The sequence below is a fragment of the Mesorhizobium sp. B2-3-4 genome (assembly GCF_006442315.1).
In the GTDB taxonomy this organism is placed as follows: Bacteria; Pseudomonadota; Alphaproteobacteria; order Rhizobiales; family Rhizobiaceae; genus Mesorhizobium.
The window spans coordinates 1-16,727 of sequence record NZ_VFVY01000030.1; the positions used below are offsets into that span (position 1 = coordinate 1).

At 62.9% G+C, this 16,727-nt stretch carries 16 protein-coding genes; 4 read left to right on the plus strand and 12 right to left on the minus strand.

The genetic code is table 11. The features are described 5' to 3' along the window. Nucleotides 1-97 precede the first annotated feature (97 nt). The 4 genes from FJ967_RS31040 to FJ967_RS31055 form a co-directional block, all read right to left on the minus strand. Nucleotides 98-904: an aspartate dehydrogenase gene (locus FJ967_RS31040; protein ID WP_140736132.1), complete on the minus strand. Its 807-nt coding sequence runs from the start codon at nt 902-904 to the stop codon at nt 98-100. A 66-nt stretch (nt 905-970) separates the two neighbouring features. Beyond that, nucleotides 971-1,516: a 3-hydroxyanthranilate 3,4-dioxygenase gene (locus tag FJ967_RS31045; RefSeq protein WP_140736133.1), complete on the minus strand. Its 546-nt coding sequence runs from the start codon at nt 1,514-1,516 to the stop codon at nt 971-973. A gap of 36 nt (nt 1,517-1,552) precedes the next feature. Then, nucleotides 1,553-2,512: a dihydrodipicolinate synthase family protein gene (locus FJ967_RS31050; RefSeq protein WP_140736134.1), complete on the minus strand. Its 960-nt coding sequence runs from the start codon at nt 2,510-2,512 to the stop codon at nt 1,553-1,555. Between the two features lie 76 nt (nt 2,513-2,588). Next, nucleotides 2,589-4,019: an NAD-dependent succinate-semialdehyde dehydrogenase gene (locus FJ967_RS31055; RefSeq protein WP_140736135.1), complete on the minus strand. Its 1,431-nt coding sequence runs from the start codon at nt 4,017-4,019 to the stop codon at nt 2,589-2,591. A gap of 155 nt (nt 4,020-4,174) precedes the next feature. Here FJ967_RS31055 and FJ967_RS31060 point away from each other — a divergent pair, with 155 nt between their 5' ends. The 3 genes from FJ967_RS31060 to FJ967_RS31070 all read left to right on the plus strand — a co-directional run bounded on the left by FJ967_RS31060 (nt 4,175) and on the right by FJ967_RS31070 (nt 7,462). After that, the gene (locus tag FJ967_RS31060; RefSeq protein ID WP_140736136.1) at nt 4,175-5,086 is read left to right on the plus strand and encodes a LysR family transcriptional regulator; all 912 of its coding nucleotides are present in this window, start codon (nt 4,175-4,177) and stop codon (nt 5,084-5,086) included. Between the two features lie 568 nt (nt 5,087-5,654). Further along, complete coding sequence (locus FJ967_RS31065; protein ID WP_246675446.1) at nt 5,655-6,512, plus strand: glycosyltransferase family 2 protein; 858 nt, start codon at nt 5,655-5,657, stop codon at nt 6,510-6,512. Continuing rightward, nucleotides 6,476-7,462 carry a glycosyltransferase family 4 protein gene (locus FJ967_RS31070; RefSeq protein WP_140736138.1) on the plus strand — a complete coding sequence of 329 codons (987 nt, stop codon included), beginning with the start codon at nt 6,476-6,478 and terminating at the stop codon, nt 7,460-7,462. Before FJ967_RS31065 ends, FJ967_RS31070 begins: the two co-directional genes overlap by 37 nt. A gap of 109 nt (nt 7,463-7,571) precedes the next feature. On the opposite strand, the gene FJ967_RS31075 is transcribed toward FJ967_RS31070, so the two are convergent. The 7 genes from FJ967_RS31075 to FJ967_RS31105 all read right to left on the minus strand — a co-directional run bounded on the left by FJ967_RS31075 (nt 7,572) and on the right by FJ967_RS31105 (nt 15,121). Next, entirely contained in the window at nt 7,572-8,318 is a 747-nt protein-coding gene (locus FJ967_RS31075; RefSeq protein WP_140736139.1) for an SDR family NAD(P)-dependent oxidoreductase, read from the minus strand. 39 nt (nt 8,319-8,357) lie between these two features. Beyond that, complete coding sequence (locus FJ967_RS31080) at nt 8,358-9,536, minus strand: alanine--glyoxylate aminotransferase family protein (protein WP_140736140.1); 1,179 nt, start codon at nt 9,534-9,536, stop codon at nt 8,358-8,360. A 24-nt stretch (nt 9,537-9,560) separates the two neighbouring features. Further along, on the minus strand, nt 9,561-10,367 hold the full coding sequence (locus FJ967_RS31085) for a 4-pyridoxolactonase (RefSeq protein ID WP_140736141.1): 807 nt from the start codon (nt 10,365-10,367) through the stop codon (nt 9,561-9,563). Between the two features lie 45 nt (nt 10,368-10,412). Further along, nucleotides 10,413-11,348, minus strand: coding sequence for an ABC transporter permease (locus FJ967_RS31090; RefSeq protein WP_140736142.1), 936 nt, complete (start codon nt 11,346-11,348; stop codon nt 10,413-10,415). A 3-nt stretch (nt 11,349-11,351) separates the two neighbouring features. Continuing rightward, nucleotides 11,352-12,449: an ABC transporter permease gene (locus FJ967_RS31095; RefSeq protein WP_140736143.1), complete on the minus strand. Its 1,098-nt coding sequence runs from the start codon at nt 12,447-12,449 to the stop codon at nt 11,352-11,354. After that, nucleotides 12,446-14,014 carry an ABC transporter ATP-binding protein gene (locus FJ967_RS31100; protein ID WP_140736144.1) on the minus strand — a complete coding sequence of 523 codons (1,569 nt, stop codon included), beginning with the start codon at nt 14,012-14,014 and terminating at the stop codon, nt 12,446-12,448. The genes FJ967_RS31095 and FJ967_RS31100 overlap by 4 nt, the downstream gene beginning before the upstream one ends. Nucleotides 14,015-14,092: 78 nt before the next feature. Then, a complete protein-coding gene (locus tag FJ967_RS31105) occupies nt 14,093-15,121 on the minus strand; it encodes a BMP family protein (protein ID WP_140736145.1) in 1,029 nt (342 codons plus the stop codon). A 101-nt stretch (nt 15,122-15,222) separates the two neighbouring features. On the opposite strand from FJ967_RS31105, the gene FJ967_RS31110 reads away from it, so the two are divergent. After that, nucleotides 15,223-15,648, plus strand: a complete 426-nt coding sequence (locus FJ967_RS31110) for a hypothetical protein (protein ID WP_140736146.1) — start codon at nt 15,223-15,225, stop codon at nt 15,646-15,648. Between the two features lie 35 nt (nt 15,649-15,683). Here the strand turns inward: FJ967_RS31110 and FJ967_RS31115 are convergent, their stop codons facing one another. Next, a complete protein-coding gene (locus FJ967_RS31115) occupies nt 15,684-16,694 on the minus strand; it encodes an ABC transporter substrate-binding protein (RefSeq protein ID WP_140736147.1) in 1,011 nt (336 codons plus the stop codon). Nucleotides 16,695-16,727 lie beyond the last annotated feature (33 nt).

The window sequence follows — 16,727 nt, forward strand, 5'->3', positions numbered from 1 at the left end:
CGTTGATAAGCTGCTGGACAAAGTACTGCATGTGTACATGGCTCCCCTGGAATGTCGCCACGAAGAACGCATTCCTTCTTCTTGTTGCCCTTCGGGTCTACTGGACCAGATGGCTCGTCTTGTTCCTTATCAGCCGCACCAGGCTGAGCGCCGCCATCTCGGACGACTTCGGATTGTCGTCGAGTGGTTCGTTGTCGATCCGAAGCTCGAGCCGGCCAAAGGCCCCGGAGGCGACGACATGGTGACAGTTGCGACGGACTTGCGGATCGGCAACCAGCGTCATTCTGGTCCGGTCCAGGCCCAGACCGGCGAGAGCGGAAATAACCGCCACATTGGCATTCTGCGGGAAGCGCGCGGCCGCCTCCCGCGCCGATCCGGTGAAGAACGTCACGGCACTCTCGATCGCCGCAAGATCCACAAGTTGCTCAGCCGGGCTGCCTCGCCAGGCCTGCGGCGATTTGATGATGGCGTGCGAGACCTCATCCAGTGGCAACGCCGAAGCGGCAACGAGCGCTCCGATATCGCCTAGAGCGCCGGAAGGAACTATGAGTTGCGCGCCGGTTTCCCCAGCCACCCGCAGCAACCGGGACAGCAAGGCATCGTCACAGAGCGCGCTGGTCGAGGAGATCGCCACGGACCCGCAATGCCTCAGCCCGGCTTCGGCCCAGACCGGCACTGCCGCCCTGCCGGCCGCCTCTACCAGTAAACCGATATCCAACCCGGCGAGCTCGTCGGGACTGGATAGCACGCGACATCCCGTCGGGAGGTCGTGGCGGGGCCTTGCGCCATCGCGCACGGCGACCGCCACAATCTCGATGGCGGCGCTATCGCGCAGCAACTCAACCGTTCGCCGCGCGATGGCGCCCCAGCCGACCAAACCTATCCGCAACCGTCCCTGACGCATGACATCCACTTCACGATGCTTGGGCTATCCCGGCGGGAACTCCACCGGGACGGCCAGCCCGCCACGTCACAGTCGCACCCAGCCCTCGGGCGGCACCTTGCCCGGGTGCAATGCCTTGCAATGCGGACATGTCCGCGCGGTCTCGTCGGCATAGAACGCCTTGTAGATGGGCGGCAGGTCCTCGACGATGCTTTCGAGGTCGACCTCGGCACGGTGCACGAGAGACGTGCATTCGAAGCAGTACCATTCGACCGCGTCCAGCAGCCCTTCGGCGCGCTTCGGCTCGATGACCAGGCCGACCGAGCCCTCCTGCGGCCTTTGCGGCGAGTGACGGACATGCGGCGGCAACAGGAAGATCTCGCCTTCGCGGATCGGCACGTCATAGAACCTGCCATCGTCGATGACCTTCAGGACCATGTCGCCCTTGAGCTGGTAGAAGAATTCCTCGACCGGATCGTCATGATAATCCGTGCGCTGATTGGGGCCGCCGACGACGGTCACCATCAGATCTGCATCCTTCCAGACCTGCTGATTGCCGACAGGCGGCTTCAGCAGGTGCTTGTGCTCGTCAATCCATTTCATGAAATTGAAGGCTCTCAGTTGTCCTTGCATCGCTCCGCTCCTTCCCAGGCGTTTCGGTTGCTAGTCCTATATCGAACGTCGAAGGCCGCTTTGTTCCAGTGCGGCTTTTGTCGCTGTCTGTTCCTCGCCGGTGAGTTCGAGCAAGGGAGACCGCACATGGCCGCCGACCTGTCCGAGCAAACCCTGCCAGAACTTCTGATGAGCGTGCGGCTTTTCCGGCGGTCGTGTCGACTTAAGCGCCATGCGGACGGGCTCGATACTGTCCCGGACGGCGCGGGCGGCAGCGACCTCGCCGGCAAAGGCGAGGTCCGTATACTCACGCATCCTCAGATCATGGCCGGTCTGCAGCAGATAGGGCGGCGAAGAGCATAGATAGAGCCGCCATCCGAGCTCGACGATGTTGTCCAGCCACTCCTCCTCGGAAGCGGTGCTGACCAGGATGCGATCGCCGGCAAGCTCCTGCAACTGCACATACATCGGGCGCGGCACGCTGTACTTGATGGCAACCACGTTGTCCAAATCGGCGAGCCGGTTGCACAGCTGCGGGCTCATCAGATAGCCGCTGTCGGGATGGCTCCAGAGCGCGATCCCGATATCGACCTTCTCCGAGATCGTGCGGTAGTAGTTGAACAGCGTCTCGTCCTGTTTGTGCAGGAAATGCAGGACAGGCGCATGCACCACGATATAGTCCGCGCCAATTCGCTGTGCGTGCCTGGCAAGGTCGATGACCACGTCGAGGTTCTGGTCGGAGCACGACATGATGGTCTGGGCACGGCCGGCGCAGGCGTCGACGGCAATCTCGAAGCAGCGTTTGCGCTCTTCGACGGACATCGAAAAGAATTCGCCCTGCTTTCCGGCAACGAAAAAGCCGTCGATCTTCAGGTCGGTGATCCAATGCTCATAGTTGCGACGCATGCCGCCTTCGTCGATCGTCAGATCCTGCGCGAACGGCACCAGGGCGGCCGCCCAGATGCCGCGCATCGTCTCACGCGAGTGGCTTTTTGCGTCCTTCCTGGAGTAGTTCATACTGTCCTCTCGGTCCCGACGGGCGAACCGTCCAAATTTTCAAATCGGATCGCGGCATCCGTCTCGGTCGGACGCCTCAAATCATCCGATGCGACACGTTCTTGACGATCGTGTAATTCAGGATCCCTTCGGCACCGCCCTCCCGGCCGAGCCCGCTTTCCTTGACACCGCCGAACGGCGTCTCGGCGATCGAGGCTTCGAGTGTGTTGATCGACAGATTGCCGGCCTCCACCCCCTCCACGAGCCTGTCCGCATTGTGCGCCGAATGGGTGAAGGCATAGGCGGCCAGGCCATGCGGCAGCGCGTTTGCCTTCTCGATGGCGTCGTCGAGCGACGAGACGGGATTGATCAGCGCCAGAGGTCCGAAAGGCTCCTCGCGCATCACGCGGGCATCGTCGGGAAGCTCCGTCAGCACAGTCAGCGGGTAAAAATAGCCGCTCTTACCTAGCCTTTCGCCGCCGGCACGGACACGAGCGCCCTTCGCCCTCGCGTCGGCGACCAGCGTTTCCATCGCCTCGATGCGTCGGCCATTGGCCAGCGGCCCCATCTGCGTGGACGGATCGAACCCATTGCCCACCGTTACCGCACGAGCCTTTTCGACGAATGCCGCCACGAAGGCATCGTAGAGCGTCTCATGGACGAAGAAACGCGTCGGCGACGTGCAGACCTGGCCGGCATTGCGAGCCTTGCGGGTGGCCGACATGGTGGCCGCGGCCACGGGATCGACATCGTCGCAGACGATGACCGGGGCATGACCGCCAAGCTCCATCAGCACGGGCTTCATATGGCGCGCCGCCATCCCCGTCAGCAGCTTGCCTACCGCCGTGGAGCCGGTGAACGCGACCAGCCGGATCGGGTCCTGCGGGATCAGGTACTCCGAGACCTCGGAAGGGACGCCGAAGACAAGATTGAGCACACCAGGCGGAAGGCCCGCATCATGGAAAGCGCGAGCAATATGAATAGCCCCCGCCGGCGTCTCCTCCGAGGCCTTGAGGATGATCGAACAGCCGGCCGCCAGCGCACCGCCGATCTTGCGCGCCGGCTGGCTCATCGGGAAATTCCACGGCGAGAACGCCGCCACAGCGCCGATCGGCCGATGGAGCACGACATACTTGATGCCAGGCTCGCTGGGGATCACCCGACCGTAAGTGCGCTGGCCTTCGGCGGCGTCCCATTCGAAGAATTCGCAGCCGCGGATCACCTCCAGCCGCGCCTGGGCTATCGGCTTGCCGTGCTCAAGCGTGATCGCATAGGCGATATCCTCGATCCGCTCGCGCATCAGCGCGGCTGCTTTGAGCATGATCGCGGCACGCTTTGCCGGTGAGGTGCGGCTCCAGATCCTGAAGCCGTCGGCCGCGGCGGCCAGTGCGTCGTCAAGGTCTGCCCTGGTCGCCAGGGGGACTGTCCCGATGACGCTCTCGTCGGCCGGGTTGAGGACCTGCCATCCGTCCACTCCGCGTGTCCAGCGGCCGCCGATATAGTGTTGAAGGTCGGGATAGGACGGCATGAAAACCTCGGCGGCGCAAAGAACACTAGTCAAGAACGAAATCGGCGGGATGTCGCGACGGCGTTCCCGATGCCCGAGAAGACCACGCCGATCATCTATATGACAATGAGGTTTTATCGTATTAATTTATCGCAATTATCGATATATGAGACATCATGAAGATCACCATCAAGCAGATCCAGAGCTTTCTCTCGGTAGCCGAGTCCGGAAATTTTTCGGCGGCTTCGAGCCGGGTGGGCCTGGCCCAATCTGCGATTTCACAGGCCGTCAAAGACCTCGAAGACGAACTTGCGGTGAGACTGTTCGACCGCACGACGCGACGGGTCGAATTGACCGATGCCGGCCGGGAGTTCCGGAACTCGGCCTCGAAGATCATGGAAGAATTGCAGCTTGCGGTCAGGAGCGTGCATGATCTGGCCGAGCGACGGCGTGGCAAGATACGGGTCGCGGCTCCCCCGCTGCTGGCGGCAGCGGTTCTCCCGCATGCGATTGCCGAATTCCAGAGCCGTTATCCCGGCATCACGGTCGAACTCGCCGATGTCGGCACCGAGATGATCGTCGAAAGCGTAAGATCGGGAAAGGCGGATTGCGGGCTCGGTACATTCCCACCGGCGGAAGCCGGGATCGAACGGATCATACTGGTTCGCGACACACTGATGCTGTTCTGCAGCGGCAAGAGCACGCTTGCGAGCAGTGAGACCACGTCGTGGACGGACCTCCAGCACCATCCCATCATCACCTTGACGCGCGATAGCGGTATCCGTCTTCTGGTGGAGGTCGGGTTCGAGATGGCGCAACTCCCCCTGAAGCCGGCTTACGAAGTCTCCCAGATCACAACGGCGATTGCCCTGGTTGAAGCCGGGCTGGGTGTCTCGGTGCTGCCGTCCTATGCCCTGACGGCCGTTGGAACCCGGGGCGGCGCGGTCGGAAAAACGCTGGTCGAGCCGAGCATTTCGCGCGACGTGGTCATGATCCACGCCACGGGCCGCTCCATCTCTCCGGCCACCTCGGCATTTGCGGCGGTGGTCAGGCGGTATGCGCAGAAACTCAGCCCCGGAAAGCAGTAATGCCTTGCCGATCCGGTAAGGGCTGGCGTGGCCGTGAGCGATGTCACATCGGTTTTGCCTTGATAGACATAACAACAAATGACGTAGGGATCGCGCCTGCAGGTTTAAAGATATTCCGCGCGGGAAATCGTATAAATCGCTGAAACGGCATTTCGCGGTACAATACGGCTCACTCCAGATATATACGCCAGAAGTGGATCTGAATCCGTATTACCAAATGACAGCGGAAAAGTGCTTCCTCGAGAGTGGCTTGCGATGTGGGGGTCTCCCGCTACCGAAATCACATGAAGCCATGCTGAAGTCGCGCCGGCGACAGGCCGGCGACGCGCGCCGGCTGGCCAGACTGAATGGCCGCCGGAGGCGCCATAGGTGGTCATTTGCCTGTTTCCGAACACGTCTGTTCCCGAGACTTGCGATGGCGAGTACGTGTTTGCACTTCAGGTGGGAAAGTGATAGCGCCTCGGCATGACAGCTGCGAGTTTTTAGACTGTCATTCCGACCAAGCCTCGCCATATCAGTTGTTCGGCCTACACGGCATTCGGAAGCACGCGACAAAGGATTGAGGGACTTGGCCGATCTCGACACCCATCTTGCGGATGCCGCGCCTGATCGGAATTCCCCGCGCGTCGTCGCGGTGCTTACGACACGAAACGAAGAACGGTTCATCGCCGGATGTCTTGAGAACCTCTTTCGTCAAGGTGTGCAGGTCTATGTCTGCGACAATCAGTCGACGGACCGAACGCTTGAGATTGCCCAACGTCACAGCGGGGCCGGATTGGTAGGATTCGAAAGCATCCCGCATGGCGGCTGGTATCGCTGGGAGCACCTTCTTCATCGCAAAGAGGAATTATTTCAGTCGCTCGAAGCAGACTGGTTCATGCATGTTGACGCTGACGAGATCCACCTTCCGCCGACTTCCTACTCGTCGTTGGTCTCCGCCATTGCGGCGGCCGATGCACTCGACTTCAATGCGATCGAGTTTTCCGAATTCACGTTCATTCCCACCAGTGAAAAACCCGATCACGACAATCCCGATTATCAAGACACGCTGCGCACCTACTACCCATTCCGGCCGGCCTCCCCACATTGCGTCCGTGCGTACAAGAAACAGGACGGTCCCGTGGAGATTGCTTGGTCGGGCGGCCATCGCGTACGCTTCGGGGGTCCGGTGAGGCTGTCGCCCGAGCGTTTTCGCATGAAACATTATCTCTTCCTGAGCGCGGAGCACGCCGCCCGCAAGTATGGTGGTCGCCGCTACTTGAGCGAGGAGGTCGATGGTCTTGGTTGGCACGGATGGCGACCCCGACTGCGACCAGAAGATATCCAATTGCCGGATGCTGCTCAGGTGTGCACCACTGCAACCGACGACGACCTGGACGAGGCTAATCCATGGTCGGCGCACTGGCTTCAGCGGTACGCCTCGTGAGCGGTGCGCGCCTCCCCCGCATCCTTGCGATCGCGGATCGACCCGGTTGGGCGATCGATAACAAGACCCAGAATCTCCGGCGCGCTCTGGAAGGAAGATTCGAGATCGTTCAACGATTTCAGCATGATGCGGCAGAATCCGACGTGAATGCGGCGGACATCGTGCTCATTTTCTATTGGCTCCAGATCGCAAAGCTACCCTTGCCGGAATCGGTCCTCGCCCGGCGGTCCGACAGGCTGCTCATCGGAATCTGCAGCCACAGAGAGCTGGAGGGCGAATTCCGCGAGCCCGGGCTCGCTACCCTGCACCGGCTGGCGCGGGCTGTCTTTGCGAACAATCGGCGGCTCGAGCACGAATACCGTCCTCTGTTGCATGTTCCGGTCCACTACACGCCCAATGGGGTCGATACCACATTCTTTTGCCCCTCGAGCGATCCCCAACCCTATCCTGGCGAACTCCGCGTCGGATGGACGGGAAGTCTCGGCAATCATGGTCCGGCACATCGCGGTTTCCACAACGTCATCGAGCCTGCGGTCGCTGCCGTCCCAGGCGTGCGACTACTGACAGCGATTCGGGAGCAACGCTGGCGCAACCGTGAGGAGATGCTCGACTTCTACCGGGATCTTGACGTCTATGTCTGTGCCAGTATCAGCGAAGGCACGCCCAATCCTTGCTTGGAGGCGGCGGCGTGCGGTGTCCCCGTGGTGACGACCCGTGTGGGAAACATGCCCGAGTTGATCCGGGATGGCGACAACGGGTTGTTCTTCGATGGAACTCCGGAAGGGCTTGCTAGCAAGCTCACCCTGCTGCGGGACACGCCATCGCTCCGGTCGCGGATGGCCGTCCGCATCCGCGAGACGATCAGAGAGTGGGATTGGGGCGTGCAGGCGGAGAACTACGCGCGCATGTTCGCCTCGTTGCTCGCGCGGCCAGAGCGATCGGACCTGTGAGAGGTTCCGGCTTCAAATGCGCCCGACCATAGCGCTTCCCCTTGGGAATTGCGTAAGAACGAGAGTTTGAGCGGTTCGGCGTTGCTATCAAACGCTGAACCGCTCAAGACTAATGCCGGATCATCCCGGCATCGACATTCAGCGTCTGGCCCGTTATCCAGCGCGCGTCGTCGGAGGCGAGAAACGCCACGACATCGGCGATATGCTCCGGCTGTCCCTTGCCTTTCATCGCCTGCAGCATCTCGACGAAGCCGAACGCCTCATTGTGCGGACTGGCCTTGACGCCGTCGCTCTCGATCAGGCCCGGCGTCACGGCGTTAGCGGTGATGTTGTATTTGCCGAGTTCGGTGGCGAGCGCCCGGGTGAAGCCGATGACGCCGCCCTTGGCCGCGACATAGGCCGCCATGTTGGGCGTGCCGGCGAAGAAGGTGTTGGAGGCGATGCTGATGACGCGCCCGGCCTTGCTGGCGGCGCGCATCTGGTCGGTCGCCGCGCGGGTGACGATGAAGGTTCCGGTCAAATTGACGTCGATGATCTTGCGCCAATGGTCGAGGTCGACATCGTCCCAGGCGATGAACGGCACGATGCTGGCATTGTTGACGAGGATGTCGACGCCGCTGGTGAGCTTCTGGATTTGATCAAACAGCGCCTTGACCGATGCCGAATCGGAAATGTCGGCGGCGATCGCCTTGGCCTTGCCGCCGATCGACGCGGCCGCCGCCTTGGCGCCCTCGGCATTGATGTCGCTGACGATGACGGTCGCGCCGTCGGCCGCCAGCCTGGCCGCGATCGCCTTGCCGATGCCTTGTGCGGCGCCCGTTACCAGCGCCGTCTTTCCCGCAAGCCGTTCAGTCATGAAATGTCTCCCTCGATCCCGTGATCCGATGATGTTTGTTCAGGCGTCGGCGTCGATGACGGCCAGCGCCGCGTCTATGCCCTTGCCGACGGCCAGCTTCTGGCCGGCCGCGTTCATGGCGCCGCCAAGCGCCGTCAGGGCCGCGATGGCGTAGATCGGCTGCGCGGTCGGACCCATATGGCCGATGCGCGTCAGCTTGCCCAAGGTCTCGCCACGGCCGGAAGAGAACACCACGCCGTAACGGGCGCGGGCGGCCGCCCGCATCGCCTTCTCGTCGACGCCTTCGGGCGTGCGCACCGCCGTGGTGCTGGGCGAGGCTATTCTGTCGCTGGCGGCCCAGATCGACAGACCCATGGCGACGACGCCGGCACGCATGGCCTTGGCCGTCAGCGCATGGCGCGCCCAGACCGCTTCCGGCCCCTCTGTAAGATAGAGATCCAACGCCACGTCGAGACCGTTCACTTCCGCCACCGAGGGCGTGAAGGGAAACGGCTTGTCGCGCGACCAGGCGTTCTCCCAGTCGACGATGCTGAGCATGGAAGCTCGCGGCGCCGCCTTGTTGGCCTTCATCTTGGCCCAGGCCCGTTCGCTGACGCCCATCAGCGTCAGCGCCGGCGGCGCTCCCAGGCATTTGCCGGGGCCGGTAACATAGATGTCGGCCTTGCAGTCTTCCGGATGCGTCTTCATGCCGCCGAAGGAAGAAACCGCGTCGACGATCAGATAGCCGCCATGCGCCGAGACCAGCGCGCCGATTTCATCGATCGGATTGATGGTGCCCGACGGCGTGTCGTGGTGACAGACGGAGACGATGGTGATCTCGGGATGCGCCTTCAGCATGGCCGCGACCGCCTGCGGGTCGATCGCCTCGTTATAGGGCACTTCGATTTCGAGCAGATGCGGCGAATAGCGTTTCGCCCAATAGCCGAAGCCTTTGCCGTAGACGCCGGAGGCGAGGTTCAGCACGACATCATCAGGCGTGATCAGCGACGCCGCCGCCGCCTCGAGACCCAGCACCGGCTCGCCGTGCAGGATGAGCGGCTTGTTGGAAAGCCGCATCGCCTTTTGCGCCTTGTCGACGACCTTCTCATAGAAGAGCTGGAAGGCCGGATCGTAGTCGTAGAGTACCGTGCGGGCGAGGCCGCGCAGCACTTCCGCATAGGCATTGACCGGACCCGCGGTCAGGGTGAGGACCGGATCGGCGTGATCGGAATAGCGCATCGTCTTGATCTCCGGATTGGCGGCTCAGCCGTAGAACTGGGTGCCGGTCTTGTAGGTCTTGAAGTTGTCCATGTCGTGCGAGTACATCAGCTCGGCGCCATGATCCTCGGCGAGTTTCTTCACCTTGCGCATCGAATTGACGCCGGCGACCGGGTCGATGTGGAAGGCAGCCTGGCAGAGCGTTTCCAGGCTCTTCTGCGTGTAGGCCGCATCGATGGTGAACATGATCGGCTTGCGCTTGGGGAACTCGACCAGCAGGCTGTAGTGGCCGATCGAATGGCCTGGTGTCGAGATCAGCTTGACGCCCTTGGCGAGATCGACGTCACCGTCGATGCCCTCGAAAGTCGAGTTGGCGCGCGTCGTTCCTGCCAAAAGCTGGGCGGTCGCGCCGCGCGCTTCCGCCGCCTCGGCCGAAAAACTCAGATCCGAATAGCCGAGATGTTCGAAGGGCTGCGGATCGCAGGCCTGCGGCACCTCGGAGCGGTGGCAAATCTTCTTGGCGTGCGGGAAATATTTGTTGCCGCCGCAATGGTCGAAATGGAAATGCGAGTTGACGACGACGTCGATGTCCTTCGGCTCGAGCCCGAGCAGGCCGAGCGCGCCCGGAATGGTCTGGTGCTTTTCCTGGATCGGCTTCTCGAATGGCAGCACCTTCATGACGTGGTCGTAGTCGTAGCCGGTGTCGATGAGGAAGCGGCCCTCGGCATGCTCGATCAGGATGGAATAGACGGGGAAACGCACCTCGCCGCCCGGGCCGCGATTCCAGAAGACATGATAGCCGTCGAGGACGAGCGAGCCGCCGTCGAGCAGGTAGACCTTGGTATCCGACATTGTTGCCTCCTGTTTGGCGCGGGTCCCACCGCGCTTTCGTTATCTTCAGCGCGCGCCGCGCTCGTATGGAATGCCGAGTGCCGCAGGCAGGCTCGCCCGCCGCCCGAACAGTACCAGCATGATCATCACCGCCAGGAACGGCAGCATCTGGATGATGTCGGTCGGGATGTTGATGCCCGCCACCTGCATGGCCGTGGTCAGCGACAGGCAGACACCGAACAGAAGCGCCCCGAACAGCACCCAGACCGGACGTCCGCGCGCCAGCATGGCGAGCACGATGCCGAGGAAGCCTGCGCCGTTGGTGATAAAGGGAATGAACAGGCCCGCCCCGACATTGGCAAGGTAGGCGCCGCCGAGCCCGGCCAGCGCGCCGGTCGACAGCACAGCGATGGTGCGGGTCCTGACGACGTCGATGCCGGCGACATCGAGCGCGGCCGGCTTGTCGCCGGCGGCCTGCAGATTGAGGCCGAGCTGCGTGCGCCGGTAGAGATAGCTCATGGCGAAGACCAGCGCGACCGCCAGATAGACGATCAGATGGTGCTTGAAGAAGGCCGGGCCGATCACCGGAATGTCGGACAGCAGCGGAATGACGGTCGCGTCCGCCGCCGGCAGGCGCGGATAGCTGCGTGAAAATTGGAAATGGTGAAGCAGGGCCGTCAGGCCTTCGAGCCCGAGCGTCAGCGCGATGCCGATGACGATCTGGTTCAGCCCGATGCGCACGCAAAGCAGCGCCATGATGAGGGCCACCGCGACGCCGCCGGCAGCCCCCGTGAGAAAGCCAAGCCACAGCGACCCCGAATAGAAAGCGCCGACGAAGCCGAGATAGGCGCCGGCCAGCATCATGCCCTCGATGCCGATGTTGAGCACGCCGGCCTTTTCCGACATCTGCTCGCCGAGCCCGGCAAGCAGCAGCGGAATGGCGGCGGTGACGGCGCCGAACAGAAGCGCGCTGAGAAAGACTTCGCTGAAGAGCCCGGTCATGTCTCAGGCCTTTCTCGACTGATGATAGCGGTGGTCGACATACTCGGCCAAGGCGAGCACGATCAGCACGATGGAGACCAGCACCAGGGTGAAGTGATTGGGCACGCCAAGCCGCCGTGCGGCACTCTCGCCGCCGATCGACAGCACCGAGAGCAGGAAGACGAAGCCGATGGCGGCAAAGCCGTTCATGCGCGCCAGGAACACTGCGGGGATGACCGCCAGCCCGTAGGCCGGGTTCCAGTCGGCGCGGACATTGCCCTGCACGCCGATGATGTCGACCGCGCCCGCGAGCCCCGCGAGGCCGGCGGAGATGGCGAAGACGGCAATAGTCAGCCCGGGCACACCCAGCCCCGCATGAACCGCCGCGCGCGGATTGGCGCCGACGATCCGCAATTTCAATCCGAAGGCCGTGCGCGTCATCACCAGATGCACGATGACGATGGCCGCCAGGCCAAGCAGAAGACCGCTGGTGATGGTGGTTTCGAACAGGCGCGGCAACCGGTCTTCCACCGGCAGGGTGCGGGTCTGCGGCACGGTCGTGCCGGGATCGCGAAACACCAGCTTGACCAGTACATTGGCGAGCGACGTGCCAAGGAAGGTCATCATCAGCGTGGTGATGATCTCGTTGACGCCCTGATAGGCGCGTAGCAGCGCCGGCACCAGCGACCAGACCATGGCCACCACCATGGCGATCAGGAATGAACAGACCAGCGCGAGCCAGGCCGGCATGATCTCGACCAAGACGGGAGCGCTGGCCGCTGCCGTGACCGCGCCGAGCAGGAACTGGCCGTCTCCGCCCAGGTTCCACATGCCGGCGCGGAAGGCCACGATCAGGCCGGCAGCGAGGAACAGCAGCGGCGCCATGCGCGTCAGCGTCTGCTGGATACCGAGCGGCGAGAACAACCCCTTCTCCAGCACGTAGCCATAGTAGGCGAGCGGGTCGACACCGACGGCAAGCAGGATGCAGCCGGCAATGACGAGAGCGGCAAGAATCGGTCCGATCGTCATCAGCAGCCGGTGCAATATGTCGCGGCGCGAGGCGGTGCTGCTCGTAGCGTCGAGTGCGGTGGCGCCGGCGGCGGGTGCGGTGTCGATGCTCATGCGGCAAGTCCGATCATCAGGCGGCCGACCTTGGTGCGGGCGTCGTCGGCATTGGCGACGGTGCCGACCAGCGCGCCATTGGCGATCACCGCGATACGGTCGCACATGCTGAGCAGTTCCTCGAGGTCGGTGGAGATCAGGAGCACGGCGAGGCCGCGCGCGGCGGTGTCGCGGATGCGCTGGCGCGAGGCCAGCGTGTTGGCGAGATCGAGCCCGTAGGTCGGCTTATTGAAGATCACCACCTTGGCGCCTTCTGCCAGTTCGCGCGCCAGAAGCACCTTCTGGATGTTGCCGCCCGAGAGTCGCGCCACCGGTGTCTTCAGGCTCGGCGTGCGCACATCGTATTCGCGCACCAGTTCCGCCGCACGTCTGTCGATCTCGGCGCGCTGCTCGACGCCGCCGCGCCAGAACGGCGCCGCGCCGACCTGCTTGAGGAAGAAATTGATCGAGACCGGGAACGTGCCGACGGTGCCTTCGCCCAACCGGTCGTCGGTCAGATAGCGCAGCCCGCGCTGGCGGCGCTCACCGACACTCAGCCCTTCAATGGCGGTGCCCTCCAGCCGTACGGACCCGCCGGTCGCCACGCGCTGGCCGGCCAATGCCTCGGCCAACTGCTTCTGGCCGTTGCCGTCGATGCCGGCGATGCCCAGTATCTCGCCAGGACGGATCTCGAAGGAGATCGACGACAGGCCAGGCGCATTGTCGGTCGGTGCGACCGCGAGATCGGCGACCTGAAGCAGCGGTGCGGCTTCGGCACGGACCGTGCGGATGGGGCGCTCGACCGCCTCAGGGTCGTCCCTCTGCTTGCCGAACATCAACTCCACGATCTCGGAAATGATCTCTTGTTCGCCGAGCGCGCGAAACCGCTCGGGCGGTATTTCGCCGACCTTGCGGCCGAGCTTCAGGACCGAGATGCGGTCACCGAACGTCGCCGCCTCCTTGAGCTTGTGGGTGATGAAGACGATCGCCAATCCTTGCTCGACGAGGCGCCGCATCAGCGCGCCAAGTTCCTCGATGCCCTTCGGTGTCAGCATCGAGGTGGATTCATCGAGGATCAGCAGGCGGCTGTTGCGCACCATGGCGCGCAGGATTTCGACCTGCTGCTGCTCGCCCAGCGAAAGTTCGGAAACCTTGGCATGCAGTTTCACCGTGATGCCGAGGCTGCGGGTGATCTCGGCAACGCGGGCCTCGAGCTCTTCGGTCCGGGGACGCTGCCACCACGGCCCGCCGAGAAGCAGGTTCTCGGCCACCGTCAGCGTCGGCACCAGCATCATGTGCTGGAACACCGTTCCAATGCCGAGCGCCAGCGCATGGCGCGGCGAGGTGATCGGCGTCGGCTTGCCGTCGACGAGGATGCGCCCCTCGTCCGGCTGCTGCAGGCCAGACAGCATGCCGATCAGAGTGGATTTTCCCGCGCCGTTCTCGCCGAGCAGCACATGCACCTCGCCGGGGCGGATCGACAGGTCGATGCCGTCATTGGCGACGATGCCGGGAAAGCGTTTGGTCACGCCTTCGAGCGCGACGATGTCGCTGATATCGACGGGCGATGGAGAAAGACTGCTCATGAAAGCCCAGCACTGAAAAACGGAAAAATACCCGGAGGGACGAATAATCGTCCCTCCGGCAGTCGACTTCAGGTCGCCTTACTGGGCGACGCTGGTCATCAGCGCCCTGACGGCGGCGGCGTCATAGACCGGTTCGACCTTGATCTTGCCGGAAATGACGTCCTCGCGCAGCGCCTGGATTTCACCCCAGACCTTGTCCGGGATGGCGGCGGTCTTCAGCAACTGCACGGAATCGTCCTTGAGGCCGATCGCGTAGTGCTTGGTGCCGAACGTGTCGGCCTTGATGTCGGCGATCATCGCCGCGTAGACCGGCTCGATGTTCCAAACCACCGACGACAGCAGGAAGCCCTTGTCGATCGGCGACTTGTCGCCGATGACGTCGATGAAATAGACCTTGCCGCCATCGGCCGCCTTGGTCGTTTCCACCGCCTGCAGCATGCCGAAGCTGGAGCCGTTGCCCTGGCCGAAGATGATGTCGGCGCCGGACGCGATCACGCTTTCGGTGACGCGCTTGCCGCCGGCGGCGTCACTATAGGCGGCCGGTCCGATCACCGCATAGGTGATCTTGACGTCCGGGTTCTCGGCTTTCACGCCCTGCGCGAACGCCGCCGACTGCGAGTTCCATGACGGGGGTTCGCCCGACACGACGATGCCGACCGACTTCGAGCGCGACATCTTGGCGGCGAGACGGCCGGCCAGATATGCGCCCTGGTGGCCGCTCAGCGTGTAGTCCGCGACGAGGCCCTTCTCCAGCCCGTTCGGCGTATCGACGATCGCCACCGGAACCTTCAATTCCTTGGCGATTTCAGGCGCCGAGGTGTTGTAGCCGCTGGCATGCGCGATCAGCAGGCTGGCGCCGTCGGACGCAAGCTCGCGCAGCGTCGGACGGACATCGCCGTAGCCGAGGCCCTGGGCCACGACCACCTCGACGCCGGCCGCTTTTCCGGCTGCCTTGGCGGCGTCGATGCCTTGTTGGTTCCAGCCGTAATCCGTGCCTTCTTCGGGCGTCAGGATGGCGATCGACTTGACTTCGCCGGCAAGTGCGCCGCCCATCAAGACGCCGCACAGTACAAATGCACTCACACTGCTCTTCAGAATCTTAAACATTTTACCCTCTCTGTTTGATTTTCCAATCAATATTCTTATTGTTATTGCGCCGAAGCGAGATAGACTGCCTGAGCAAATTTTACCCTTGGAGCTCAGGCAAAGTGAAAATCCGTTATGTCCTCCCCGTGATGCTGGCGTTCACATCGTTCGCCAACGCGGTAGAGTTGCACCAGGTGATTGTCCGCAAGGGCACCGACGGTCTCGACATGGTGCCGTTGACGATTTCGAATGCGGGCAAGCAAGGCGTTTCCTGCAACGCCGACTTTGCCCACTGGTATTCAGAAGGGATCGCAACGATAGAGCCGGGCAAGAGCGCTCGTGTCGAACTCTGGTTCGATCGCAAGACCGGCACTTTCACCCTACTCAACGACAAGCGCGAGAACCTGCCGGTCGAGCGGCTTTGGTGCGGCCTCTCCGGCCGCGCATATGCCACCCGCGTGCAGATCACGCTCGACCGGACGGATGCCGCCAAGGGCGAACGCGCGGTGTCCTGCGGCATGGAGCAGGACACCTTGGCGTGCCGGTAGGCGCTCATTGATCCGTCCGCCAGCGACATCGGCCCTTATTCCTTGGCCAGGAACTTGTCGCTGAAGACGTCGTCGGCCGACAGCGCCGCCTTGAGCACGCCCTGGTCGGTGAGCGTCTTGAGGGTTGCTTCCCACTGCGTCTTCGTCATCCAGCCGAGGCCATGCTCCTTGGTGTCGGCGCTGGTGAAGGTCGAGGCGATATCGGCGTTGATCTGCGCCAGCAGCACATCCTTCTTGTCGGCATAGCCAGGTGCGGCCTTTGCCGTGATCTCGGCGGCTTCCTCAGGATGGGCAACGACATAGTCGAAGGCTTCCCGATACGCCTTGACGAAGCGGGCAACGACGTCCGGCTTGTCCTTGATCATCTTCTCCGAGGTGAACAGGCCTGAGCCATAGGCCTGCCAGCCATGGTCGGCGCCCATCATGATGCTGAGCGAGCCGGGGCCGCCGGCCTTGGCTTCCAGCTCAGGCACCTCGGCGTCGACATAGCCAACCACCGTCTGCACCCGCCCCAGAAGCAGATAGCTTTCATAGGGCGGCGAAACGCTGTTCAGCGTCATGTCCTTTTCGGTCAGACCGTTGGCGGCCAGGAAGCCCTTGAAGAAGATGTAGGTTGAACCAGCCGGATGAATGCCGATGGTCAGGCCCTTGAGGTCGGCGGGCTTTTCGAGTTTCACCGTCTTGGCGAGCGAGATGATGGCCAGCGGCGAGTGCTGGTTGACGGCGGCCACCGCCACCACCGGAACGTTCTGCGAGCGCGCGACGGCGAGTGTCGGAAGATCGCCGAAGCCGAAATCGGCGTTCTCGTTGCCGACCAGCCTCATGGCATCCGGCGAGCCCGAACCCTTGCGGATTTCGGCGACGTCGATGTCGTTCTTGGCGAAGAAGCCTTTTTCCTTGCCGACGAAGAACATGGCGTGGTTGCCGCGCACCACCCAGTCGAGCTGGACATTGACCTTGTCCGCCGCCAGCGCCGCGGTCGAGAAGCCAAGCGCGCCGGCGAAGGCCGCTAGCGTGGCTACCTTGATGAGTGAGCGTCTCAGCATTTTTGTTCCCTTTTATTGGCTTGGTTGATCGAG